The sequence below is a fragment of the Streptomyces sp. NPDC054866 genome (assembly GCF_053610745.1).
In genome coordinates this window covers 645,071-667,908 of sequence record NZ_JBSGZA010000001.1, presented here as the reverse complement: position 1 = coordinate 667,908, position 22,838 = coordinate 645,071, and the positions used below count along the sequence as shown (strand labels likewise).

Sequence of the window (22,838 nt, the reverse complement as noted above, 5' to 3'; positions counted from 1 at the left end):
GGCGCTCAGAACTCCACGGCGTCGCGGACGAGCGGGCACGTCATGCAGTGCCCGCCGCCGCGGCCGCGCCCGAGTTCGGCGCCGACGATGGTGATGACCTCGACCCCGGCCTTGCGCAGCAGCGTGTTGGTCTGGGTGTTGCGGTCGTAGGTGAAGACCACGCCCGGCTCCAGGGCGACGGCGTTGTTGCCGCTGTCCCACTGCTGCCGCTCGGACGCGTAGATGTCCCCGCCCGTCTCGATGACGCGCAGCTCGGGCAGGCCGAGCGACTTGGCGACCACGTCGACGAACGCACGCGAGCCCTCGTCCGTGATCTCGACGCCCACCGCCTTGTCGCTGGGGCGCAGCGTGAAGGAGTGCACGTCGTCCATGATCTTCGGGTAGAGCGTGACGATGTCGCGGTCGGCGAAGGTGAAGACGGTGTCGAGGTGCATCGCGGACCGCAGCTTGGGCATGCCGGCGACGATGACCTGCTCGGCGGCGCCGTTCTTGAACAGCGCGGAGGCGACCTGGGTGATGGCCTGCCGTGAGGTGCGCTCGCTCATGCCCATCAGGACGACGCCGTTGCCGACCGGCATGATGTCGCCGCCCTCGAACGTCGCCTGGCCCCAGTCGAGTTCGGGGTCGCCCCACCACACCTTGGCGCCGGTGAAGTCGGGGTGGAACCGGTAGACGGCCTTCATCAGGAGCGTCTCGTCGTGCCGGGCCGGCCAGTACAGCGGGTTGAGCGTGACACCTCCGTACAGCCAGCATGTCGTGTCGCGGGTGTAGAGGGTGTTCGGCAGCGGCGGCATCAGGTACTCGCTCACGCCGGTGGATTCGCGTACGAGCGCGAGGTACCCGGAGCGGAACTCGTCCGGCAGGTCCGCGGTGGCAAGGCCCCCGATGAGGTACTCGGTGAGCTGCCGGGGCTCCAGCGTCTCCAGGAAGGCGCGGGTGTCGTCGGTGAGTCCGAGGCCGACCTCGTTCGCGGTGATCTTCCGGTCGAGCAGCCAGGTCCTGGCGTCGGGGATCGCCATGGTCTGGGCGAGCAGGTCGTGCAGCTCGACGACCTCGACGCCGCGCTGCTGCAGCTTGATGACGAAGTCGGCGTGGTCGCGCTGGGCGTTCTCCACCCACATGACGTCGTCGAAGAGCAGGTCGTCGGCGTTGGTGGGGGTCAGCCTGCGGTGCGCGAGTCCGGGCGCGCAGACCAGTACCTTGCGCAGCCTGCCGACCTCGGAGTGGACGCCGAACGTCGGTGCGGCGGGGGTGTCGTGGCTGGTCACGCTGGTCACGGTGCGCCTTTCAGTCGGTGGCAACAGGGGTGCGGGGGCTGGTCGAAGGAGCTGGTCAAAGGCCTGGTTCAGAGTTCGATCCAGCCCGCCGCGAGAGCGATCACGCCCACGACGGCGCCCGCGATCGAGACGGCGCAGATGACGGCCTCGCGCGGGGAGAACAGGCGCCGGTTCTGTTCCCGCCGCGCCTTGATGAAGAGGAGGGTCGCGGGGGCGTAGAGGATGAAGGAGACCAGGACGAACTTGAGCCCGGCGGCGAACAGCAGGAACGCCGTGTACAGCGTGGCGATCACCGCGATCACGAGTTCCTTGCGGGTGCTCCGCCCTGCGACGTCCTCACTGCCGTACCCGAGGCCGATCCTGACGGCGAAGCCGGCCGCGAGCAGGAACGGGATGAGGCTCAGCGCGCTGGTCAGGTCGAGCGCGAAGTTGAACGCGTCGTCGGAGAACATCGTGACGACCAGGACCACCTGGCTCAACGCTGTGGTCATGAGGAGCGCGGGTACGGGCACGTCCTCGGAGGTGGCCTTCCTCAGGAAGCGGGGCATGTCGTCGTCCTTCGCGGCGACGAAGAGCACTTCCGCTGCCATCAGCGTCCAGGCGAGGTAGGCGCCGAGCACGGAGATGATGAGCCCGACGCTGACGAAGACCTTGCCCCAGGTGCCGACGGCCTCCTCAAGGACGCCCGCCATGGAGGGCTGGCGCAGCTCTGCGATCTCCGCCATCGGCATGATCCCGTACGACACGATGGTGACGGAGGCGAAGACGGCGAAGACGCTGAGGAAGCCCAGGATCGTGGCACGGCCGACGTCCTCGCGGCGCTTGGCGTGCCGGGAGTAGACGCTCGCGCCCTCGACTCCGAGGAAGACGAAGACGGTGGCCAGCATGGTGCCGCGCACCTGGTTGAAGAGCGATCCCGCGTAGTCGGCGCCGCCGAAGTTGTCCGCGAACACGGACGGCTTGAAGAAGAAGAGCGCCAGGATCACGAAGACGAGGATGGGCACGATCTTGGCGACGGTGACGATCCTGTTGATCGCCGCCGCTTCCTTGACGCCGCGGCGGATCAGCAGGAAGAACGCCCACAGGCCGAACGAGGAGAGGACGACGGCGAGCAGGGTGTCGCCGTCGCCGAGGCTCGGCCAGATGGCGCCGACGGTCGACATGATGAGCACCCAGTAGGTGACGTTGCCGACGCACGCGCTGGCCCAGTACCCGAACGCGGAGAAGAAGCCGAGGTACTCGCCGAACCCCGCCTTCGCGTAGGCGTAGACACCGGCGTCGAGATCCGGCCTGCGGACGGCGAGGGCCTGGAAGACGAACGCGAGCATCAGCATGCCCGTACCGGCGATGGCCCAGGCGATCAACGCGCCCGCGACACCGGTCTCCTGGGCGAACCGCCTGGGCAGCGAGAAGACCCCCGCGCCGACCATCGAGCCGACGACCATCATCGTCAGCGTCGTGAGTGTCAGTTTGACGGCCGGTGACGCGCCGCCGGCGGGCCGGTCGCTCGTCGTCTCAGCGTGGCTCATGGATTCCTCGTCAGCTGCGGGAATCTATCCCTGGTGGGTCGAGTTGTCCTGTTATGTAATCGCAGGCTGACGGTGTTCGCGATTCAGACAGGCCCGGAGGAAGCACAGTGCACGGTGAGTACAAGGTCCCCGGCGGCAAGCTCGTCGTCGTGGACCTGGAGGTCGAAGGCGGCGTGCTGCGGCACGTGCGGGTGGCGGGGGACTTCTTCCTGGAGCCTGACGAGGCGTTCGACGCCTTGAGCCACGCCCTGGAGGGCGCCCCCGCCGACACCGACGCTGCGGGCCTCGCCGCCCGCATCGAGGCGGCGCTCCCCGAGGGCACGGTGATGTATGGGCTGACTTCGGAGGGCGTGGGCGTCGCGGTGCGCCGGGCCCTCGCGCACGCCACCGACTGGACCGACTACGACTGGCAGCTGATCCACGAGGGCCCGCAGTCCCCCGCCCTGCTCATGGCCCTGGACGAAGTACTCACCGAGGAGGTCGCCGCCGGGCGCCGCCCGCCGACGCTGCGGGTGTGGGAGTGGGAGTCCCCGGCGGTCGTCATCGGCAGCTTCCAGTCGCTGCGCAACGAAGTGGACCTGGCGGGCGCCGAGCGGCACGGCATCGAGGTGGTGCGCCGGATCAGTGGCGGCGGCGCCATGTTCTGCGAGCCGGGCAACGCCATCACGTACTCGCTCTCGGTCCCCGACTCCCTCGTGCAGGGCCTGTCCTTCGCCGACAGCTACGCCTATCTGGACGACTGGGTGCTCGACGCCCTCGGCGACATGGGCATCAAGGCGTGGTACCAACCGCTCAACGACATCGCCACCGACGCGGGGAAGGTCGCGGGCGCCGCGCAGAAGCGCGTCGCGGGCGGGCACGGCGCCGTGCTGCACCACGTGACGATGTCGTACGACATCGACGCGGAGAAGATGGTCGAGGTGCTCCGCATCGGCCGCGAGAAGCTCTCGGACAAGGGCACGAAGAGCGCGAAGAAGCGCGTGGACCCGCTGCGCCGCCAGACGGGGCTCCCCCGCGAGGCCGTCATCGAGCGGATGCTCGACTCCTTCCGCACGCGGTACGGCCTGACGCCGGGCAAGGCCACGGACGAGGAGATGGCCAGGGCGCGGGACCTCGCCCGGACGAAGTTCAGCTCGCCGGAGTGGACGGCGCGGGTGCCGTAGGCCTGGACGGGTTCGCGTCGTCCGCCGGGCTGCGCTGCCAGGCGGTGGTGCCGATGCGGCCGGTGTTGCCGAGGTCGATCCGGCCCTGCGGCGTCACGGTCCCGGGCCGGGTGCCCGGGGCCGGGGTGACCTTCAGATAGGTGCCGCTGACGGCGGTCGTCGTCGTGTCGGTGACGGTGTTGCGCCAGACGAGCACGGTGTGGGCCGCCTCGCCCCGCTTGAGCGAGACGGGGTGCGGGCCGGGGTCGTCCATCGTGGTGACGGGCTCGGGCCCTTCGAGGATCTGTACGTCGAGGGGTTCGCGATGCTCGTCGAGGACCCGCAGCTTCGGATAGCCGTTCAGGCGGTAGGTGTCCTTGCCGCAGTTGATCAGGGTCACGGTCATCGCGCGCAGGCCCATGGCGGCGTCGACCATGCTCGGCTCGATGCGGACGCCGGACGCGGGGCAGGAGGGCGAGGGCACGTCAGGTACTGGGTCGGGCCCCGTCACAACGGGGGCCTCCGTCGGCGAGACAGGATCGGCGGAAGCGGACCACCCGTCCCCTTCACTGGACCGACCACTCTCACTGGACCGACCCCCCTCAGCAGGCGCCGTACGTCCGGGATCCCTCTCCCGCTCCAACTCCTCCGAGAGCCCGCACCCGGAGGCAAGCAGGACCACGGCGGCGAGGACAGCGACGTGTCTGCCCCTGGCGCCGCGTCCATGTCTGAACCTTGCGCCGTGGCTGAACGGTATGACGGTCACGCGGAGATCATGCCATGACCAGAGATTTCCCCCTTGTACTCCCACTCCGTTCCTAGGGAGTCGCGTTGCGGGCCGCGACGAGCCCCGATTCGTAGGCGAAGACGACCAGTTGGGCCCGGTCGCGCGCCCCCAGCTTCGTCATCGCCCGGCTCACATGCGTCTTCGCGGTGAACGGGCTGATCACCATGTGCGTGGCGATCTCCTCGTTCGTCAGTCCGCGCGCGGCCAGCGCGGTCACCTCCCGCTCCCGGCGGGTGAGGTTCTCAAGGCCCGGCGCGGTGGCCCGGTCCGGTGGCCGCGAGACGAACTCCCCGATCAGCCTGCTGGTCACCGAGGGCGAGAGCAGTGAGTCCCCGCGCGCGACGATCTCGATGCCGTGCAGCAGGTCGGCGGGCTCCGTGTCCTTGAGCAGAAACCCGCTGGCCCCGGCACGCAGGGCGTCGAAAACGTACTCGTCGAGTCCGTAATTGGTGAGGATCACGACGCGTACGCTGCTGAGGCGGGGGTCGGCGGCGATCCGACGTGTCGCCTCGATCCCGGTCATCACCGGCATCTGTACGTCTATGAGCGCCACGTCCGGCACGCACTCCCGCACGAGAGCGACGCCACGCTCCCCGTCGGCGGCCTCCCCCACCACCTCGATACCGTCCTCGGCTTCGAGCAGCGCACGGAACCCGGCGCGCATCAACGCCTGGTCGTCGACAAGCACCACCCGGATCATCCGCCCTCCCTGGGCCACCCGGCATCAGCGGCCACCCGCGCCTCCCCGGGGCGCGCCGCCCTGCCAGGCAGAATCCCGGACGTGCCCCGCAGGCTCCTCGGCCGCCAACGCCAACGCCCCGTACTCCAGCGGCAGTTCAGCCCGCACCAGGAATCCCCCCTCGACCCTCGGCCCCGCCCGCAGCGTCCCGCCCAGGGAATCGACCCGCTCCCGCATCCCTGTGAGCCCGGTCCCCTCCACCGGCGGCCGCCCCGCGTCGGCGACCCCGTCGTCCTCCACCCGCACCCCCAACACCCGCTCCCCGTAGTCGAGTCCGACCGTCACCTTCGCGGAGCCGCCCGCATGGCGTGCCGCGTTGGTGAGGCCTTCCTGCACGATCCGATACGCGGCCCGCTCCAGGTCGCCGGCCAGGGTCCGCTCCCGGCCCCGCACCGTCAGCTCCACCGCGAGCCCGGCCGCCCGCGCGCGCTCGACGAGCAGCGCCGGGCTCCCCGTCGGCTCGTCCGTCCGCAACACGGTGAGTGTCGACCGCAGTTCACGCATGGCCTCACCGCTCGCTTCCTGGATGGCGAGCAGCGCGGGCGGTATGTCCTCGCCCCGCTTGCGGGCGATGTGGACGGCTACGCCCGCCTGGAGCTTGACGATCGAGATGCTGTGCGTCAGCGAGTCGTGCAGTTCGCGCGCGATCCGCAGCCGCTCCTCGCCCGCTCTGCGCAGCGCCGCCTCCTCGCGGGTCCGCTCGGCCTCCAGGGCCCGCTGCTCGGTCTGGCGCAGATACGCCTGCCAGTTCTTGTCGGCGAGACCCGTGACGAGGGCGCACAGGAACCAGCCGGCCAGCAGCAGCGTCCGCTGCACGACGTCGTCCGAAGCCTCCCCCGCCACCGCGAAGCCCGCGAGGAACACCCCGGCGGCAAGGGCGGCAAGGCCCCGGTGGGACGCCCGCGCTGCCGTGTGCACGGCCGCGACCACTGGGATCGCCGCGACACTGCTCGCTCCCCCGTACAACACCTCGCCGAGCAGGCATGCCGTGGTGAAGGCCAGTACGGCGCGCGGCGCTCTCCGATGGACGGCAAGAGCCAGCGAACCGCCCCCGATCAGGGCGTAGTCGAAGACCCCCGCGTCCCCGTCGCCCAGGCCCGCCGCGAGCGCGACTATCGCCCCCACCACGACCGCGAGCACAGCGTCACCCACCCACGCCTGCCGCACCCAGCCCCGCACCCGCTCGCGCACGCTCATCTGACCCGCTGATCCCCCCGTCTGGTCCGCCGTCATCTCCGCCCCCACGCCCCTCGCTACTCCCGCCGCCATCATCCGAGACCGCCACGACCGCCAAGACGGCCAAGACCGCCAAGACCCGCGGCGATCAGGCCCACAACCACCGCAAGCAGCGCGTCACTCACCCACGCCTGCCGCACCCGGCCCCGCGCCCGATCGCGCACGCTCATCTGACCCGCCGATCTCCCCGCCCGGTCCGCCGCCATCTCCGCCCCCACACGCCTCGCAACCCCCGCCGCGGCGCATCCCCCGCCGTGTTCAGAACCATAGATGTCGCCACCGACAACCGCGTCACCCCAGCAGACCGCTCTCGCACTACTCCCCGTGCAGTAGTCGCGGACCCGCACGGCCCCGGCGGCGTACCCGCAACTGCCTTCCGGCGGACGACGACCCGAGGCACCCGGCGCAGCGACCATCGGGCCATGGCAACTTTTCGATACACCGATCCCGTACACGCGAAGTCAGCGACCGGCAGGACCGCCGACGCCTATGCGCAGATGGCCGACGACTTCGGCATCGCGGAGCCCGCGCCGCTCGTCGCCCTCTCCCCCTCGCCCGAACTGTTCACCGCCGCCTGGGCCTTGCTCCGCGAGTCCCTGTTGGTCGGTGGCGACGACACCTTCGGCAGCGGTGGCACGACCCGCACCGACCGCGAACTGGTCGCCGTGGGCGTCTCGCTCGCCAACCGCTGCCCGTTCTGCGTGAACGCGCACACGATGATGCTGCACGCCACCGGCGACCACCGCGTCGCCGAGCGGGTGCTGCGCGGCGAGCAGCCCGAGGACCCGGCGCAGGCGCGGCTGCTCGCCTGGGGCAAGGCCACCCGGACGCCTCAGGCGCCCGAGCTCGCCTCACCGCCGTTCCCCCGCGCCCACACCCCGGCCCACATCGGCACCGCGCTCACGTTCCACTTCATCAACCGCGTCGCGTCGTCGCTGATCACCGAGGACATACTGCCCTGCAACGCGCAGCGCTTCCGGGCGGTGCGCTCACTCGGCGGCCGCACCCTCCAGAAGACGGTGCGCCGCTCCTTCACCCCCGGTGACTCGCTGGCCCTGCTCGACGACCCGCAGCCAGGTCCCTCCTGGGCCGCCGGCACACCCATAGGTTCCGCCTACGCCGCGTTGCGTGCGGCGGCGGCGAGGGGCGCGGGCCTGCTGAGCGAGGCCGATCAGACTCTCGTGCGGGCGACGGTGGCCGCGTGGGACGGCTCGCATCCGCCGCTGTCCTGGGAGGCCCTGCCCGACCGCGCGTCCCGCCCAGGGGCACGCCTCGCTCTGCTCGCCGCGCTCGCTCCGTACCGCATCACTGACGAGGACGTGGCGGCCTGGAAGAAGCCGCCGTTCAGCGACCACTGCCTCGTGCACCTGATCGCGTACGGCGCGTTCACGGCGGTCGACCGCATCGAGAGCGCCCTCGCGGCACACCACTCCGACCAGCAGCACTCGACCCACCACTCGGCACACCACTCCGCTCCCCACGCCAAGGAGACGTCATGACGACAGAGGCGACAACAACCCCCAACTCCTCCCAGGCCAAAGCCTGGAACGGCCCCGTCGGCACCCATTGGGCCACCCACCACGAGCGGTACGACACGATGTTGTCCGGCGTGAACGACGCCCTCTTCGAAGCCGCGGCCATCGGCGCGGACGACCGTGTCCTGGACATCGGCTGCGGCGCGGGGGCCACCACCCGCATCGCGGCCCGCCGCGCCGCGCACGGCCATGCGGTAGGGGTCGACATCTCGGCGCCGCTCCTCGACCGCGCCCGTGCGAGCACGCAGTCCGACGGCATCACGAACGCGGCGTATGAACAGGCAGACGCCCAGATCCACCCCTTCCCCACGGCCGGGTACGACGTGGCGATCAGCCGCGGAGGGGTGATGTTCTTCGCCGACCACGCCGCCGCGTTCACGAACATCGCCCGCGCGCTGCGCCCCGGCGGGCGGCTGGTGTTCGTCTGTCCGCAGCCCGTCGACCAGGAGACCGAGGAATCCCGCACGCTCAGCCTCTTCGCCAAGCTCCTCGCGCAGGAGGAAGGCCCCGAGGAGAGCCCGGAGTACGCATCGCCCGAGGCCGCGGCCGACGCCACCGCGGCACGCACCGCGATGGCCTCGCTCTCGGATCCGGCCCGCATCCATGAGGTCCTCACCGCTTTCGAGGACGTGACGGTGGCTCCCGTGCCGGTGGAGGCGGTCTGGGGCCGGACTCCGGCGGCCGCCGTCGACTTCGTCCTGTCGCGCACTCCGGGCCGGACGGTCACCGCTGCGACGCGGGCCGCCCTGGAGGAGGCGTTCCGGCCGCACGCGACGGAGTACGGCGTGCGGATGCGGGCGGGGGTGTGGCTGGTGACGGCGGTGCGCCCGGCTTAGGCACCTCTAAGCCCCGCTAGGCCCGCCCGTCGCGGCCTCCCCCGGAGCCCTCGAAGCCGCCGGAGCCCCGGAGCCCCTGGAGCCCTCCGCCCCGCCCCACCGCCATCAGCCCCACGTAGACGGCCAGCGCCGAAGCGAGGCCGATCGCCCACCCGTAGTCCGCGAGCGGCTTCAGCACGGGGATCAGACCGTCCTCGGGGAACGGCCCCTTCCCCGGCGCCGAATGCGAGCCGCCCACGGCGAGCACACCGCCGACCGCGAAGGCCGCGACGGCCCGCAGATTCCACCCGGCGGTGTACCAGTAGCGCCCTTCGGGGCGGTACAGATCGGCGAGGTCGAGGACCGTCCGGCGCACCACCCAGTAGTCGGCGATCAGGATTCCCGCGACCGTGCCGAGCAGCCCGCCCACGACGCCGAGCCAGACGAAGATGTAGAGCTCGGGTGTCTCGATCAGCTTCCACGGGAAGATGACCACGCCCACCACCCCGGTGATCAGCGCACCCGTACGGAAGTTGATGAACTTCGGGGCGAGGTTCGCGAGGTCGTACGCGGGAGAGACCACATTGGCCGCGATGTTCACGGAAACCGTGGCGACCAGGACGGTCACCAGGGCGAAGAGAAGCCCGAAGACGTTGCCGGCCTTGGCGGCCAGGTCGACGGGCTCCCAGATCGGCTCCCCGTACACCGCTTGCGAACCGGAGGTGACCAGAACGGACAGGAGTGCGAACGCGGTCATGGTGGTCGGAAGCCCGAGCGTCTGTCCCCACACCTGCGCCCGCTGCCCCTTCCCAAACCGGGTGAAGTCGGGGATGTTCAGGGAGAGCGTGGACCAGAAGCCGATCATGCCCATCAGCGCGGGGAAGAACACCGGCCAGAAGTCGCCGCCCCAGCCCAGCGTGGACGGCTGGTCGAGCAGTGGACCGAAGCCGCCCGCCTTGTCGGCGATCCATACGAGCAGCACGACGGCGCCGACGAGCACAAAGGGCGCCGCCCAGTTCTCGAAGCGCCGCAGCGTCTCCATACCCCGGTAGATGATGGCCAGTTGGAGAGCCCAGAAGAGGACGAAGCAGAGCCACAGCGGCCAGGGGTGACCGCCGATCCGGGACTCGTCGCTCCACGCCCCGTCGAAGACCTGGTTGAGCAGGACGTAGATCCCCTGGCCGCCGATCCAGGTCTGGATGCCGAACCAGCCGCAGGCCACGGCCGCCCTGATCAGTGCGGGCAGGTTCGCTCCGCGCAGGCCGAAGGAGGCGCGGGCCAGGACGGGGAACGGGATGCCGTACTTCGGGCCCGCGTGGCCCGTCAGAAGCATAGGGAGGAGCACGATCACATTGGCCGCCGCGATGGTGAAGACGGCCTGGCGCCAGTCCATGCCGAGCGCGACCAGGCCCGAAGCGAGCGTCCAGGAGGGGATGTTGTGGGCCATGCCGACCCACAGGGCGGCGAAGTTGTAGGTGCTCCAGTGGCGTTCGGCGAGGGGGATGGGCTTGAGGTCGTCGTTGGCGAAGCGGCTGTGCTCCGGAAAGGCGCCGGGGCGCAGTTCGACGCGGCCGTCGTCGGCGACGGTCTGGGATGTGGCGCCGGGTTCCGCGGCGGCCGGCCCCGTGGGGACGGTGCCGGTCACGAGGCGGGCGGATCGGTCTGCGGCACACGTCCGAAAGCCATGCCCAGGCTCCTTACTCGGGTCGACGCGGGTCAAAGCGGGTCAACTCAGGTCAGGTACTGGTGTTGGTGTTGCTGCTGATACCGGCAGGTCCTTGGGAGCCTTCAGAGCCTTCAGAGCCGGCCTCTCCGCAAGTTTCCCCGAGCGGCGGCGCCGACAATCCTGCTCCCGGCCGGCGGAGCCGCGTGCGTCAGTCCGTCGTCCAGGGGCGGAGCTTCTCGGGATTGCGTACCGCCCAGAAGTGCGTGATCCGGTCGTCCGCGATGTCGAAGGCCAGCACCGCCGTGGTGACGCCGTCGTGCTGGACCACCAGGCCTGGCTGACCGTTGACCGTGCGCTCCAGGATCGTCTGGCCGGGCACCTTGCCGGCGATGGCGACCAGGTAGCGCGCGATCTCCACGCCTCCCGTGATGGGGTGGGGCGCGGCGTTGACCAGTCCCCCGCCGTCGGCGAGTGCCGTGGCGTCGGGGTCGAGGAGGCCGATGAGCGCGGCGATGTCGCGGGCTTCCCAGGCCTGCTTGAAGTCCCTGACGACGGCGGCGCGCCGGGTCGCCGTGGTCGCGGGCTCGTGCGAGACGCGCATGCGGCGGCGCGCCGACGAGGCCAGTTGACGGCACGCCGCCGGGGTCCGGCCGACGATCTCGGCCACCTCCGCGAAGGAGTAGCGGAAGACGTCATGCAGGATGAACGCGACGCGCTCGGCCGGGGTCATCGATTCGAGCACGACGAGGAAGGCCATGTTGACCGACTCGTCGAGAGTGACCCGGTCGGCCGGATCGACGGTCGCGCCGCCCGACCGTCCGTCGGTCCACTCCGTGCGATCGGGCAGCGGCTCCGGGATCCATTCACCCACGTACCTCTCGCGCCGGGCCCGCGCCGAGCGGAGTTGGTCCAGGCAGATGCGGCCCGCGACCTTCGTCAGCCAGGCACCGGGGGATTCGATGGCCTTCTGCTGCTGCGGGGACATGACGTACCAGCGGACGTAGGCCTCCTGCACGACGTCCTCGGCGTCGGCCAGGGAGCCGAGGAGCCGGTACGCGAGATTGATCAGCTGACGCCGCTCGCTCATGAGCGTGCTCAGGCTCGGGTCGAGCCAGCTGTCTCCGGGTTCGTACTGGGACCTCATGGTGTCGCCGCTCCTTCTGCCGCATCTGCCGTTCCCCGTACGACGAGACAGCTCCTCGGAATGTGACCTCGGCCCTCTCACCCAGTCCGGAACGTGGCGCTCCCCGGCACGTTCCGAGAGGTCCGCCCCACCTTTAGAGAGGTCCGCCTCGCCTTCCGAGAGGTCCGCCTGACATTTCGCGAGGCTGTCTCGTCGGTGCTGCTGGGACGAACACGATCCCGCCGACAGCTGGTCCGTCCATGGGACGGACCGGCCACGCAGCAAGGAGATCACCATGCAAGCCCGTTTCGACTTCCTCGCCAACCCGGTCTCGGCCAGTTCCGTCAAGCACCTCACCGCCGCGGGCAGGGCGCTCGCGGAGTCGGCCCTGCCGGCCGCGACGCGGGAACTGGTCGCGCTCCGCGCCAGCCAGATCAACGGATGCGGTTTCTGCGTCGACATACACACCAAGGAGGCCACGCACGCCGGGGAGTCCCAGGTGCGCCTCCACCTGGTCGCCACCTGGCGCGAGGCCACGGTGTTCACCGACGCCGAACGGGCCGCCCTGGAGCTGGCGGAGGAGGGCACCCGGATCGCGGACACGGCCGGCGGTGTCCCGGACGAGGTGTGGGCGAACGCCGCCAAGCACTACGACGAGGAGCAGCTCGCCGCCCTGGTCTCGATCATCGCCGTCATCAACGCCTTCAACCGCCTGAACGTCCTCACCCAGCGGCCCGCGGGCGACTACAAGGTCGGCCAGTTCGGATAGCCGCGACGCACCACCCCCGGGCGGCCCCGGCCTCAGTGGCTGGGGCCGCCACCCACCCCACACCCCCTCTCTCCAGGAGTGATCACCATGCCGACCACCATCAGCCTCAGCGAGCTGACCGGCGCCTACATCATCGACACCGCCCACACCCGGATCGGCTTCGTCGCCCGGCACGCCATGTCCACCAGGGTGCGCGGGGAGTTCGAGGAGTACGAGGGGAGCGCGTTCCTCTCCGGCGACCAGCCGTCGAAGTCCAGAGCGCACCTTGCGATCAAGGCGAAGAGTCTCCTGACTCACCACAAGCAGCGCGACGAGCAGCTGCGCAGCACGTTCCTGGACACGGACAATCACCCCGCGATCACCTTCGGCTCGACCGAGGTGGAGCAGGTCGACGGGACCAACTTCAAGGTCACCGGCGACCTGACCATCCGTGGCGTGACCAAACCGGTCACGATCGACGTCGAGTTGACCGCTGCCGAGCTGGACTCACAGGGCGATCTCAGGGTCGGCTTCCTGGGCAGCGTCACGATCAACCGCAAGGACTGGGGTGTGAACTGGAATGCGGCGACCTCGGTTCTAGTGAGCCCGAAGGTGACGCTGGAGTTCGACGTCATCGCGGTCCGGAAGCCATGACAGTCCCAGCCATGACAACCCCCGGGGCGCCCACGGAGAGGAACCTGATGACGACGACGGTGCGCGTCGTGACATTGAACGTATGGAACAGCCGCGGCGACGCGGTCGCGAGGGCGGCGCTGATCAACGCCGAGCTGCGGCGGCTCGCACCGGATCTCGTCGCCTTCCAGGAGGTCCTGCCGGACCAGTTGCCGGGCCTGATCGAGGGGACGGGGCTGCACGGCACCCATCAGTCGCAGACCGGCGCGACGGTTCCGCCCTACGCGGATCGGTACGGCGGGACGGCGATCGCGACGCGGTGGCCGCACCGCATCGTCGAAGTCCTGGATCAGCGCGGAGCGGACGCACCCGACGTCCCGTGGCTCACGCTGGCCGCCCTGGTGCCGCTTCCCGGCCTCGATGACGTCCTGTTCATCGCGCCCACGATGTCGTTCCGGCTCGACGCGGAAGCGCAACGGGAGCGCCAGGTCCTTGCCTTGACCGATCTGGACGCCCGGCACCGCACGGCCCTGCCCACGATCATGGCCGGTGACTTCAACGCGGAACCCGACTCCGCGGGCATCCGCTATCTGACCGGCCGGCAATCGCTCGCGGGGCGCGGCACCCACTACCACGACGCGTGGGAAGTCGCGGGTTCCGGCCCCGGACACACTTGGACCACCGACAACCCCCAAGCGACCGAGGACATCGAACTACTGGTGCGTCAGCCCGGCCACCGCCGCAGGATCGACTACGTCTTCGTCGGCTCACCGCACGCGCACCCCCAAGCCTTCGCTCGCGTACGGAGTGCCGACCTCGCCTTCGACAAGCCGGTCGACGGCCTATGGGCCAGTGATCATTACGGGGTCGTCGCCGACCTGGAGGCGGGACTGCTCACGACAGGGCTCACGACAGGGCGGGGCTGACCGATGAGCGAGCGCGCGCCCCCCGACGGCCCTGTCCCCTGTCCACCATGGTCGACCAGCGTCTGGCCGAGCGGAGGCGGCGGAGGCGGTCAGTGGATCTCCACGCCGCCTTCGTTCGTGTGCACGGTGACCGTGTGCTTGCCGTCGCGGTTCCAAGGCAGGGTGACGTGCGGGGTTCCGGTCTTGCTCTGCGCCTGGATGTAGTAGCCGGAGTGGCGCGGCAGGGTCAGGTCGACGCTGCCCTGGTCGGTGGTGACGGCCGTGGTGGTGGGGGCGGTCGCGAAGGTGGCGCGGACCTCGCCCTGCCGGGTCCTTGCCTCGAAGACGGCGGGCTTGGCGTCCTTCACGTCGATCTGGCCGCTGGTGGTGTGCAGCACGAGCGGACCCCGCGGGTTGGTGAGATCGATGGCACCGGCATCGGTGGTCAGGGCGAGGCGTCCGGTGAGATCGGCTCCGGTGATCTGCCCCTGGCCGGAACTGACTTCGGCCGCGAGGGCGGCGGGCAGGGTGATGTCCAGGTTCAGCGAGCAGTCGTCGCCGCAGGAGCCGGTGACCGCGGTCGTCTTCCCCGAGGACTTCACCGTCACCTTCGGCGGGGTGTCCGCGTAGTCGCCGGTGGCCGTGACGTGAACGTTGGAGTCATCGCCTGCGTGCAGGGTGACGCCGCCGTGGGTGCCGACGCGCAGCAGGGTGCTGGACGCGGCGTTCGCGGTGTGGTCGGAGGAGTACTTCTTGTGGGCGGGAAGGGCGCTGGTGACCAGCCAGGCGCCGGTGCCGGCGACCACGACGAGGATGATCAGGCCGACGGCCAGGATCCAGCGGTTCTTGCGCGTTGCCATGTCTTTCAAGCTCCCAAGTAACGTAGAACGGCGAGTACTCGGCGGTGTTCGCCGTCTTCCGGGTGCAGCCCGAACTTCACGAAGATGCTGCGGATGTGTTTCTCGACGGCGGCTGAGCCGATGCACAGCTCGTCGGCGATGCCCGTGTTGGACCGGCCCTCCGCCATCGCGGCCAGCACGTCGCGCTCCCGGGGCGAGAGCGTGGCCATGGGGTCCTGCCTGCGACTGCGGGCGAGCATCTGCTTGACCACCTCCGGGTCGAGGACGGTGTCGCCGGCCCGAACGCGCCGCAGGCCGTCGACGAACTCGTCCGCGTCCGAGACCCGGTCCTTCAGCAGGTAGCCGACGCCGCTGGTCGCGCTCTCGATGAGATCGACGGCGTAGCTCTGCTCCACGTACTGGGACAGCACGAGCACCCCGGTCTCCGGCCAGCGGTTGCGGATGACGAGGGCGGCGCGCAGGCCCTCGTCGACGAAGGTGGGCGGCATCCGTACGTCGACGACGCAGACTTCGGGCCGGTGCTCGGCGACGGAGCGCAGCAGCGCCTCCCCGCCCCCGACGGCGTCGACGACGTCGATGCCGGCGTCCCGCAGGAGCAGGACGATGCCTTGCCGCAGCAGGGCGGAGTCCTCGGCGATCACTACGCGCATTGCATTTCCACTTCGATCAGGGTCGGTCCGCCGGGCGGGCTGGTGACGCGCAGTCGGCCGTCGACGCCGGAGACCCGGTCGGCGAGGCCCGCCAGTCCGCCGCCCGCCGAGACCTTCGCCCCGCCGACGCCGTCGTCGCCGATCGTCACGGCAAGACGGTCCGCCGTGCGCCGGATCCGCACCCAGGCCTTCCGGGACCGCGCGTGCTTGGCAACGTTGGTGAGGGCTTCGGTGACGACGAAGTACGCGATGCCTTCCACGGTCGTCGACGGGCGAGGTGCCACATCCACGTCGACGTCGACCGGGATCGGAAGACGGGCGGCCACGGCGGACAGGGCAGCGTCCAGACCCCGGTCCGTGAGGACGGGCGGGTGCAGGCCGCGGGTGAGATCGCGCAGTTCGTTGATGGCCTCCTTGGCGCTGGCCCTGGCCTCATCCACCAGTTCGAGCGCCGCGTCCTGGCCGGAACCCTTGAGCCGGGAGCGGGCCCGGCCGAGCGTCATCGCCATGGCGACCAGGCGCTGTTGGGCGCCGTCGTGCAGGTCGCGTTCGATGCGCCGGCGTTCGGCCTCGGCGGCGTCGACCACGCGGGCCCGGCTCTCCGTCAAGTACTCGACCCGCTGGGCCAGTGTGACGTCGCGGGGCAGCGCGAGGAGGGTGCGGGCAAGCAGTACGTCGGCGGCGAGCAGACCACGCACCACCAGCGGGGCGAGGGTGGCCCACAGCAACAGCGTGACCGCGGAGACCAGGAGCGCGGCGCCTGGGCCGCCGACCGTGATCAGGCCCAACGAGGCGGATCCAGAGGACAGTTGGGAGTAGTAGGCGGGCAGAGGGACCAAAGCGAGCGGGACGCCCCACACCAGCGCGCTGCCGAGCAGGGTCACCAGCGACCAGGGGGCAAGCACCCCGAAGTAGGCCACCAGATGCCAACTCGACCGGCTCCTGGCCAGGGCCGCCGCCGACCCGAGCAGCGGTCCGGACAGCGCGGGACGCGGCTGCGGCGGTATGTCCAACTCACAGATGGCGGACCAGCGTTGGCGCTCGGCGGCGCCGAGCAGATGCAGCGCCCGGCCCACGAGTATCACCAGCGGTACGCCGACAAGACCGGCCGGCACCAGGCAGACCGCGACACCGAGCGCGATCAGCACGGCCAGGCCGGCCGCCCCCATCACCGCGTCGGTGGCCAGCTGGACGCCCGCACGCCACAAGTACGGGGACACCAGAGCCCGGTAAGGATTCGGTGGCAGGGCCGGGCCCTTCGGTCGTGCCACCGGTTGCTCACCGGCGATCACGGGGTCACCCGACTCCGACCGGTGGCCGGCTTCGTGGGTGTCGGCCAGAACCATGCGGCCCTCCTCGACTGACGATTCCTGATTGCACCGGGACGGTAGCGAGGCTGTGACCTGGGCCGATACGAGGACAACCGACGAGTCGGGGGTAGGGATAACCCACCCCCGGTTCGTGGGTGCACGTGACCGACAGCGCCGCACCCAATCGACCAGAGTGATCCGCATGACGAAGCAGAACACGGCAGTTGAGGGCAACACGCTGATCGCGGACACCCCCCACGGAAGCAACACCGCGGCCGGACCCGCTTCCCGCGCGGAGCTGTACCGGTTTGTCGACCGGTACGGCGATCTGATCGACGACCGCATCGCGGAGATCGTCGACGAGACCGTCGAGGAGTCGATCGCCACACGTGCGGCATGCCGACGGCGGTTGTCCTGGTTGCGCCTGTGCACGGTCGTCGCGGCTCTGTGCGGGGTGTCGGTACTGCTGCGGGAGGCTCCGTACGCGGTCGCCGCGACGTGGCTGGCGGGCGCGGTCATCTGCGCGCGCGGTGCCGGGAGTTGAGGCCCGGGAGCGGAAGCGCACCGCGGCCGGACACGCACGGGATCACGCCGCGGGCCGCAGCTCAGGACGGCCGGTGAGGATGTCCCGGAAGACCCGAAACAGGGATAGCGCGTCGCACCCCATTCGCGACAGCCGTTCGAAATCTTTCCAAACGTACGACGCATCGCCGACAGACATTGCTTAGCCCTGCCCCCAACGCGTTATCGATACCTGGCAGTCCAGGGATTTCCTTAACCGCGAGATGTAGATGTAGACCTGCGCATCGCACGTCTTCGGCGGCCGGTCACGCACTGCATTACCCCCTGGCGCATTCCATGTACAGGGCTTTGCACCGCTGAGCATCGTACATGAAACCGCAGGTCAGCCAGCCACGAGTTCAGGATTGAACTAACCAAGAGTAATTACCCCTGGCTATGGAAACACATTGCGGATTCTTTACGCTCCGCCCGGAACCCAGAGCTCGCGGAACCCCTCGCGACAACCGGCGACTACCCAAAAGCACGGGCCGCGCCGAGAGTTCCTCGGTGCGGCCCGTGCCATGCCAGGGATGTCAGTCCCGCAGGGCGGGGATGATCTCCGCCCCGTACCCGTCGATGACCTCCTCGCGGGCGTCGTGCATCGCGTACACCGCGAACTGGTCGACGCCCAGTTCCTTCAACTGCCGGAGCTTCGCGACATGTTGTTCCGCGGTCCCGATGACGCAGAAGCGGTCCACGATGTCGTCGGGAACGAAGGCCGTGTCGGGGTTGTCGGCGCGGCCGTGGTGGGAGTAGTCGTAGCCCTCGCGGGCCTTGATGTAGTCCGTCAGCGCCTCGGGGACCAGGTCCGAGTGCTCCCCGTACTTGGACACCAGGTCGGCCACGTGGTTGCCGACCATCCCGCCGAACCAGCGGCACTGCTCGCGGGCGTGGGCCAGCGCGGCGGGTGAGTCGTCCTCCGTGAGGTAGGCCGGGGCCGCCACGCAGATCGTGACCGACGCCGGGTCGCGGCCCGCCGCCGCGGCGGCGCCCCGGACCGCCTTCACCATCGACTCCGTCAGATACGGGTCGGCCAGCTGGAGGATGAAGCCGTCCGCCTCCTCGCCCGCCATCTTCAACGCCTTGGGCCCGTACGCGGCCATCCACACCGGGAGTTGGGCGTCCGGCCCGATCCAGGGGAAGCGGATCGTCGTGCCGCCCAGGTCCGCCTCCTCGCCCGAGGCCAGCGCGCGGATGACCTTCATCGCCTCGCTGATCCGGGCCAGCGTGTTCGGCTTGCGGCCCGCCACCCGCATCGCGCTGTCGCCGCGGCCGATGCCACACACCGTGCGGTTGCCGTACATGTCGTTGAGCGTGGCGAACGTCGAAGCAGTCACCTCCCACGTGCGCGTCCCCGGGTTGGTGACCATCGGGCCGACGATCAGCCGGTCCGTGTTCGCCAGGATCTGGCTGTAGATGACGAAGGGTTCCTGCCACAGCACGGCGGAGTCGAAGGTCCAGCCGTAGCGGAAGCCGCCCCGCTCGGCGCGTTTCATGAGGCTGATGACCTGGCCGGCCGGTGGATCGGTCTGCAGGACGAGTCCGAAATCCATGGTGCGTCGCCTCTCCTAGCCGAGGTACTGGGTGGTGCCGCGCGGGACGTACGAGCCGTGCCCGGCGTGGCCGGTGAACTTCCGCTGGTCGATGACCACTTCACCGCGGGAAAGGACCGTCTCCACCTGGCCCATGACGTGCTTGCCCTCGTACGCGGAGTAGTCCACGTTCATGTGGTGCGTTTCCGCCGACATGACCTGCTCGGCGGCCGGGTCGTAGATGACGACGTCCGCGTCCGCGCCCGGCGCGATGGTGCCCTTCTTGCCGTACAGGCCGAACATCCGGGCCGGGCTCGCGCAGGCGATCTCGATCCAGCGGCGGCGGGTGATGTGGCCGTCCACGACCGCCTGGTGGAGGAGGTCCATGCGGTTCTCGACGCCCGGAAGCCCGTTCGGGATCTTCGAGAAGTCGCCGCGACCCAGCTCCTTCTGGCCCACGAAACAGAACGGGCAGTGGTCCGTTGAGACCACTTGGAGGTCGTTCGTACGCAGGCCCCGCCAGAGGGCAGCCTGGTGCTCGCGCGGTCGCAGCGGCGTCGAGCAGACGTACTTGGAGCCCTCGAAGCCGGGCTCCGCGAGGTTGTCCGTGGACAGGAACAGATACTGCGGGCAGGTCTCCCCGAAGACCGGCAGGCCCTCGTCGCGGGCCCTGGCCAGCTCGGCCACCGCCTCCTGCGCCGACACGTGCACCACGTACACGGGCGCACCGGCCACCTGGGCGAGCTTGATCACCCGGTGCGTCGCCTCCGCCTCCAGGAGCGACTTGCGGACCTCTCCGTGATAGCGCGGGTCCGTCTCACCGCGCGCGAGCGCCTGCTCCACCAGGACATCGATGGCGAGGCCGTTCTCCGCGTGCGTCATGATCAGCCCGCCGTTGGTGGCGGCCCGCTGCATCGCCCGCAGGATCTGGCCGTCGTCGCTGAAGAAGACTCCGGGGTACGCGGTGAAGAGCTTGAAGGAGCTGACCCCTTCCTCGATGAGGTGGTCCATCTCCTTCAGGGTCCGCTCGTTGACGTCCGAGAGGATCATGTGGAAGCCGTAGTCGATCGCGCACTTGCCGTCCGCCTTCGCGTACCAGGCGTCGAGGCCCGCGCGCAGCGCGTGGCCCTTGGTCTGCACGGCGAAGTCCACGATGGTGGTGGTGCCGCCCCAGGCAGCGGCCCGGGTGCCCGTCTCGAAGTCGTCGGACGAGAACGTGCCGCCGAACGGGAAGTCCATGTGCGTATGCGCGTCGACTCCCCCTGGGATCACGTACTTGTGGGAGGCGTCGATGACGCGGTCCGCGGTCCAGGCCTCGGCGGCGCCCGAGCCGTGGGCGGCGAGCGCGGCGATCCTGCCGTCCTCTATCAGCACGTCGGCGTGGGTCTCTTCGGCGGCGGTGATGACGAGTCCGCCGCGGATCAGGGTGCGGGTACTCATGATGGGACGCTCCCTTTCATGCTCGTACGGTCGTGCGCGCAGGCAGGTGAACAAGCAGGTACGTGAACTAGACGCTCCGCAGCGCCTGTTCGAGGATCGTCGCCCCTTCTTCCGCCTCCGCCACGGTCAGCGAGAGCGGCGGGGCAACGCGCAGGACGCTGGTGTCGTGGCCGCCGCCCTTGCCGATGAGGAGTCCGCCTTCGCGGGCCGCTTCGAGCACGGCGGCCGCCGCCTGCGGATTGGCCTCGCCCGTACCGGGGTTGACGAGCTCGATGCCGATCATGAGGCCACGACCGCGCACTTCGCGTACGACGGGCAGCTGGGCGCAGATGGCGCGCAACCGCTCGATGAGCAGACCGCCGACGCGCCGCGCGTTGCCCTGGAGGTCGTGTTCCAGGAGATACGTGAGGTTCGCGAGGCCTGCCGCCATCGTGACCGGAGAGCCGCCGAACGTCGAAATGGAGTTGGAGTCAAGGGAGTTCATGACCTCGGCGTTCGCGACGACACCGCCGATGGACATGCCGTTGCCGATGCCCTTGGCGAAGGTCAGGATGTCCGGCGGGCCGCTCGCGGCGTGCGCCTGCCAGCCCCAGAAGTGGTCGCCGGTGCGCCCCCAGCCGGTCTGCACCTCGTCCGAGATCCACAGGATGCCGTGCTCCCACAGGACTTCGCGGAAGGCGGCGTAGAGCCCGTCCGGTGGTGAGGTGAAGCCGCCGACCCCCTGGATGGGCTCGGCGATCAGTGCCGCCACTCCCCCGCGCGCCTGCCCGAGCATGTCCTTCAGATCGGCGACGCAGGCCTCGATGAACTCGGCGTCGCTCAGCGCGGCGTACGGTCCGCGGCTGCGGACGCCGCCATGGACGTACAGCGTCTGGAGCGGCGAGAGGCTGGTCGGCGACCAGGAGTTGTTGCCGGTGATGCCGACGGCTGTGAAGGAGCGGCCGTGGTAGCTGTTGCGCATCGCCAGGATCTGGTTCGAGCGGCGGTGCGCGGTGGCCAGGAGCAGGGCGGTGTCGTTGGCCTCGGTCCCTGATGTGGTGAAGAAGACGCGGGCGTCCGGGATTCCGGAGAGGCCCGCGACCCGCTCCGCGAGGTCGATCATCGGCCGGTTGAGGTAGAGCGTGGAGGAGTGGATGATCCGCCCGGCCTGCTCGCTGACCGCCTTGGTGACCTCGGGCAGCGCGTGGGCGGTCATGGTGGTGAGGATGCCGCCGAAGAAGTCGAGGTACTGCTTGCCGTCCGCGTCCCAGACGCGGCGGCCCTCGCCGTGGGTGATCTCCAGCGGGTCGGCGTAGTAGAGCGCGAGCCACTCGGGCAGGACGGCTTTGTGGCGGGTGTGGAGGTCACTCACGGCTGTACCAGTCCTTCGTACGCGTCGGGGCGGCGGTCCCGGTAGAACGCCCACTGCTGGCGTACTTCCTCGATCAGGCCCAAGTCCAGGTCCCTGACGACGAGTTCCTCGGCCTTGTCGCTCGCGGTCTCGCCGACGAACTGTCCGCGCGGGTCGACGAAGTACGACGTTCCGTAGAAGTCGTTGTCGCCGTACTCCTCGACGCCCACGCGGTTGATCGCGGCGATGAAGTACTCGTTGGCGACGGCCGCGGCGGGCTGCTCCAGCTGCCAGAGGTAGGCGGAGAGGCCGCGGGATGTGGCGGAGGGGTTGTAGACGATCTGGGCGCCGTTCAGGCCGAGCTGGCGCCAGCCCTCCGGGAAGTGGCGGTCGTAGCAGATGTAGACGCCGACCTTGCCGACGGCCGTGTCGAAGACGGGCCAGCCCGCGTTCCCCGGCTTGAAGTAGTACTTCTCCCAGAAGCCCTTGACCTGGGGGATGTGGTGCTTGCGGTACTTGCCGAGATACGTGCCGTCGGAGTCGATGACGGCGGCGGTGTTGAAGTAGAACCCGGACTGCTCGACCTCGAAGACCGGGACGACGACGACCATGCCGGTCTCGCGGGCGAGTTCCTTCATCCGTGTGACGGTGGGTCCGTCCGGCACGGGTTCGGCCCACCGATAGTGCTCGGGCTCCTGGACCTGGCAGAAGTAGGGGGCGTTGAACACCTCCTGGAAGCCGATGATCTTCGCACCCTGGCGGGCCGCCTCGCGGGCGTGCTCCTCGTGCTTGGCAATCATGGATTCGGTGTCGCCTGTCCAGGTTGCCTGGACCAGTGCGGCGCGTACGACGTTGGCCATGAGCTGCTCCTTCGACGGGACGTCAGAGAGCTTCTACGCCCGTAGACTTGATGCGTAGACAGGAAAACGTAAGCCTCCCCGACGGGCTGGGCAAGACCATCGCCGTTAACCGGCGGAGTCGATCATGTTTCGCACCCAAGCGGACGAGAACGCACAAATG

The 22,838-nt window shown here is 69.7% G+C and carries 22 protein-coding genes; 7 read left to right on the top strand and 15 right to left on the bottom strand.

Annotated elements, in window-relative coordinates:
- Positions 1-5: 5 nt before the first annotated feature.
- Complete coding sequence (locus tag ACWGI2_RS02820) at positions 6-1,268, bottom strand: arginine deiminase (protein WP_453394341.1); 1,263 nt, start codon at positions 1,266-1,268, stop codon at positions 6-8.
- Between the two features lie 77 nt (positions 1,269-1,345).
- A complete protein-coding gene (locus ACWGI2_RS02815) occupies positions 1,346-2,806 on the bottom strand; it encodes a basic amino acid/polyamine antiporter (RefSeq protein ID WP_453693361.1) in 1,461 nt (486 codons plus the stop codon).
- A gap of 107 nt (positions 2,807-2,913) precedes the next feature.
- Between ACWGI2_RS02815 and ACWGI2_RS02810 the strand changes: the two genes are divergently transcribed.
- Complete coding sequence (locus tag ACWGI2_RS02810) at positions 2,914-3,969, top strand: lipoate--protein ligase family protein (RefSeq protein ID WP_453693359.1); 1,056 nt, start codon at positions 2,914-2,916, stop codon at positions 3,967-3,969.
- On the opposite strand, the gene ACWGI2_RS02805 is transcribed toward ACWGI2_RS02810, so the two are convergent.
- The 4 genes from ACWGI2_RS02805 to ACWGI2_RS02790 form a co-directional block, all read right to left on the bottom strand.
- Positions 3,935-4,432: a DUF4232 domain-containing protein gene (locus ACWGI2_RS02805; RefSeq protein ID WP_453693357.1), complete on the bottom strand. Its 498-nt coding sequence runs from the start codon at positions 4,430-4,432 to the stop codon at positions 3,935-3,937. The two genes, ACWGI2_RS02810 and ACWGI2_RS02805, sit on opposite strands and share 35 nt — an antisense overlap.
- Before the next feature lie 334 nt (positions 4,433-4,766).
- Positions 4,767-5,435 carry a response regulator gene (locus ACWGI2_RS02800; protein WP_453693355.1) on the bottom strand — a complete coding sequence of 223 codons (669 nt, stop codon included), beginning with the start codon at positions 5,433-5,435 and terminating at the stop codon, positions 4,767-4,769.
- 24 nt (positions 5,436-5,459) lie between these two features.
- On the bottom strand, positions 5,460-6,671 hold the full coding sequence (locus tag ACWGI2_RS02795; protein ID WP_453693353.1) for a sensor histidine kinase: 1,212 nt from the start codon (positions 6,669-6,671) through the stop codon (positions 5,460-5,462).
- A gap of 71 nt (positions 6,672-6,742) precedes the next feature.
- The gene (locus ACWGI2_RS02790) at positions 6,743-6,880 is read right to left on the bottom strand and encodes a hypothetical protein (RefSeq protein WP_453693351.1); all 138 of its coding nucleotides are present in this window, start codon (positions 6,878-6,880) and stop codon (positions 6,743-6,745) included.
- Between the two features lie 252 nt (positions 6,881-7,132).
- Between ACWGI2_RS02790 and ACWGI2_RS02785 the strand changes: the two genes are divergently transcribed.
- Together ACWGI2_RS02785 and ACWGI2_RS02780 are read left to right on the top strand one after the other, a co-directional pair.
- Positions 7,133-8,209, top strand: a complete 1,077-nt coding sequence (locus tag ACWGI2_RS02785) for a carboxymuconolactone decarboxylase family protein (protein WP_453693349.1) — start codon at positions 7,133-7,135, stop codon at positions 8,207-8,209.
- A complete protein-coding gene (locus ACWGI2_RS02780; RefSeq protein ID WP_453693347.1) occupies positions 8,206-9,081 on the top strand; it encodes a class I SAM-dependent methyltransferase in 876 nt (291 codons plus the stop codon). Before ACWGI2_RS02785 ends, ACWGI2_RS02780 begins: the two co-directional genes overlap by 4 nt.
- Positions 9,082-9,097: 16 nt before the next feature.
- Here ACWGI2_RS02780 and ACWGI2_RS02775 read toward each other — a convergent pair whose 3' ends face one another.
- Positions 9,098-10,705 carry an NCS1 family nucleobase:cation symporter-1 gene (locus ACWGI2_RS02775; RefSeq protein WP_453693345.1) on the bottom strand — a complete coding sequence of 536 codons (1,608 nt, stop codon included), beginning with the start codon at positions 10,703-10,705 and terminating at the stop codon, positions 9,098-9,100.
- A gap of 229 nt (positions 10,706-10,934) precedes the next feature.
- Complete coding sequence (gene sigJ, locus ACWGI2_RS02770) at positions 10,935-11,870, bottom strand: RNA polymerase sigma factor SigJ (RefSeq protein ID WP_453693343.1); 936 nt, start codon at positions 11,868-11,870, stop codon at positions 10,935-10,937.
- A 274-nt stretch (positions 11,871-12,144) separates the two neighbouring features.
- Here sigJ and ACWGI2_RS02765 point away from each other — a divergent pair, with 274 nt between their 5' ends.
- The 3 genes from ACWGI2_RS02765 to ACWGI2_RS02755 all read left to right on the top strand — a co-directional run bounded on the left by ACWGI2_RS02765 (position 12,145) and on the right by ACWGI2_RS02755 (position 14,156).
- A complete protein-coding gene (locus ACWGI2_RS02765) occupies positions 12,145-12,618 on the top strand; it encodes a carboxymuconolactone decarboxylase family protein (RefSeq protein WP_453394330.1) in 474 nt (157 codons plus the stop codon).
- Between the two features lie 87 nt (positions 12,619-12,705).
- Positions 12,706-13,251 (top strand): YceI family protein, encoded by a 546-nt coding sequence (locus ACWGI2_RS02760; protein ID WP_453693341.1) that lies wholly within the window; start codon positions 12,706-12,708, stop codon positions 13,249-13,251.
- Between the two features lie 11 nt (positions 13,252-13,262).
- Complete coding sequence (locus tag ACWGI2_RS02755) at positions 13,263-14,156, top strand: endonuclease/exonuclease/phosphatase family protein (RefSeq protein WP_453693339.1); 894 nt, start codon at positions 13,263-13,265, stop codon at positions 14,154-14,156.
- A gap of 89 nt (positions 14,157-14,245) precedes the next feature.
- Here ACWGI2_RS02755 and ACWGI2_RS02750 read toward each other — a convergent pair whose 3' ends face one another.
- The 3 genes from ACWGI2_RS02750 to ACWGI2_RS02740 are packed head-to-tail and all read right to left on the bottom strand — an operon-like array spanning position 14,246 to position 16,991.
- Positions 14,246-14,995, bottom strand: a complete 750-nt coding sequence (locus ACWGI2_RS02750; RefSeq protein ID WP_453693337.1) for a DUF4097 family beta strand repeat-containing protein — start codon at positions 14,993-14,995, stop codon at positions 14,246-14,248.
- Between the two features lie 5 nt (positions 14,996-15,000).
- Positions 15,001-15,645 (bottom strand): response regulator transcription factor, encoded by a 645-nt coding sequence (locus tag ACWGI2_RS02745; RefSeq protein ID WP_453693335.1) that lies wholly within the window; start codon positions 15,643-15,645, stop codon positions 15,001-15,003.
- Positions 15,636-16,991, bottom strand: a complete 1,356-nt coding sequence (locus tag ACWGI2_RS02740) for a sensor histidine kinase (protein WP_453693333.1) — start codon at positions 16,989-16,991, stop codon at positions 15,636-15,638. The genes ACWGI2_RS02745 and ACWGI2_RS02740 overlap by 10 nt, the downstream gene beginning before the upstream one ends.
- 166 nt (positions 16,992-17,157) lie before the next feature.
- Between ACWGI2_RS02740 and ACWGI2_RS02735 the strand changes: the two genes are divergently transcribed.
- On the top strand, positions 17,158-17,499 hold the full coding sequence (locus ACWGI2_RS02735) for a hypothetical protein (protein ID WP_453693331.1): 342 nt from the start codon (positions 17,158-17,160) through the stop codon (positions 17,497-17,499).
- Positions 17,500-18,049: 550 nt separating this feature from the next.
- Here the strand turns inward: ACWGI2_RS02735 and ACWGI2_RS02730 are convergent.
- The 4 genes from ACWGI2_RS02730 to ACWGI2_RS02715 all read right to left on the bottom strand — a co-directional run bounded on the left by ACWGI2_RS02730 (position 18,050) and on the right by ACWGI2_RS02715 (position 22,678).
- Positions 18,050-19,069 carry a TIGR03842 family LLM class F420-dependent oxidoreductase gene (locus ACWGI2_RS02730; RefSeq protein WP_453693329.1) on the bottom strand — a complete coding sequence of 340 codons (1,020 nt, stop codon included), beginning with the start codon at positions 19,067-19,069 and terminating at the stop codon, positions 18,050-18,052.
- 15 nt (positions 19,070-19,084) lie between these two features.
- Complete coding sequence (hydA, locus tag ACWGI2_RS02725) at positions 19,085-20,488, bottom strand: dihydropyrimidinase (RefSeq protein ID WP_453394325.1); 1,404 nt, start codon at positions 20,486-20,488, stop codon at positions 19,085-19,087.
- Between the two features lie 67 nt (positions 20,489-20,555).
- A complete protein-coding gene (locus ACWGI2_RS02720; protein WP_453693327.1) occupies positions 20,556-21,839 on the bottom strand; it encodes an aspartate aminotransferase family protein in 1,284 nt (427 codons plus the stop codon).
- Positions 21,836-22,678: a nitrilase-related carbon-nitrogen hydrolase gene (locus ACWGI2_RS02715; protein WP_453693325.1), complete on the bottom strand. Its 843-nt coding sequence runs from the start codon at positions 22,676-22,678 to the stop codon at positions 21,836-21,838. The genes ACWGI2_RS02720 and ACWGI2_RS02715 overlap by 4 nt, the downstream gene beginning before the upstream one ends.
- Positions 22,679-22,838: the final 160 nt, after the last annotated feature.

Excerpts from the sequence above, each read along its gene's own strand:
- ACWGI2_RS02780 (WP_453693347.1), top strand. The coding sequence starts at position 8,206 with ATGACGACAGAGGCGACAACAACCCCCAACTCCTCCCAGGCCAAAGCC.
- ACWGI2_RS02790 (WP_453693351.1), bottom strand. The coding sequence starts at position 6,880 with ATGAGCGTGCGCGATCGGGCGCGGGGCCGGGTGCGGCAGGCGTGGGTG.
- ACWGI2_RS02815 (WP_453693361.1), bottom strand. The coding sequence starts at position 2,806 with ATGAGCCACGCTGAGACGACGAGCGACCGGCCCGCCGGCGGCGCGTCA.
- ACWGI2_RS02750 (WP_453693337.1), bottom strand. The coding sequence starts at position 14,995 with ATGGCAACGCGCAAGAACCGCTGGATCCTGGCCGTCGGCCTGATCATC.
- ACWGI2_RS02745 (WP_453693335.1), bottom strand. The coding sequence starts at position 15,645 with ATGCGCGTAGTGATCGCCGAGGACTCCGCCCTGCTGCGGCAAGGCATC.
- hydA (WP_453394325.1), bottom strand. The coding sequence starts at position 20,488 with ATGAGTACCCGCACCCTGATCCGCGGCGGACTCGTCATCACCGCCGCC.
- ACWGI2_RS02760 (WP_453693341.1), top strand. The coding sequence starts at position 12,706 with ATGCCGACCACCATCAGCCTCAGCGAGCTGACCGGCGCCTACATCATC.
- ACWGI2_RS02765 (WP_453394330.1), top strand. The coding sequence starts at position 12,145 with ATGCAAGCCCGTTTCGACTTCCTCGCCAACCCGGTCTCGGCCAGTTCC.
- ACWGI2_RS02740 (WP_453693333.1), bottom strand. The coding sequence starts at position 16,991 with ATGGTTCTGGCCGACACCCACGAAGCCGGCCACCGGTCGGAGTCGGGT.
- sigJ (WP_453693343.1), bottom strand. The coding sequence starts at position 11,870 with ATGAGGTCCCAGTACGAACCCGGAGACAGCTGGCTCGACCCGAGCCTG.
- ACWGI2_RS02755 (WP_453693339.1), top strand. The coding sequence starts at position 13,263 with ATGACAACCCCCGGGGCGCCCACGGAGAGGAACCTGATGACGACGACG.
- ACWGI2_RS02730 (WP_453693329.1), bottom strand. The coding sequence starts at position 19,069 with ATGGATTTCGGACTCGTCCTGCAGACCGATCCACCGGCCGGCCAGGTC.
- ACWGI2_RS02800 (WP_453693355.1), bottom strand. The coding sequence starts at position 5,435 with ATGATCCGGGTGGTGCTTGTCGACGACCAGGCGTTGATGCGCGCCGGG.
- ACWGI2_RS02715 (WP_453693325.1), bottom strand. The coding sequence starts at position 22,678 with ATGGCCAACGTCGTACGCGCCGCACTGGTCCAGGCAACCTGGACAGGC.
- ACWGI2_RS02785 (WP_453693349.1), top strand. The coding sequence starts at position 7,133 with ATGGCAACTTTTCGATACACCGATCCCGTACACGCGAAGTCAGCGACC.
- ACWGI2_RS02795 (WP_453693353.1), bottom strand. The coding sequence starts at position 6,671 with ATGAGCGTGCGCGAGCGGGTGCGGGGCTGGGTGCGGCAGGCGTGGGTG.
- ACWGI2_RS02735 (WP_453693331.1), top strand. The coding sequence starts at position 17,158 with ATGACGAAGCAGAACACGGCAGTTGAGGGCAACACGCTGATCGCGGAC.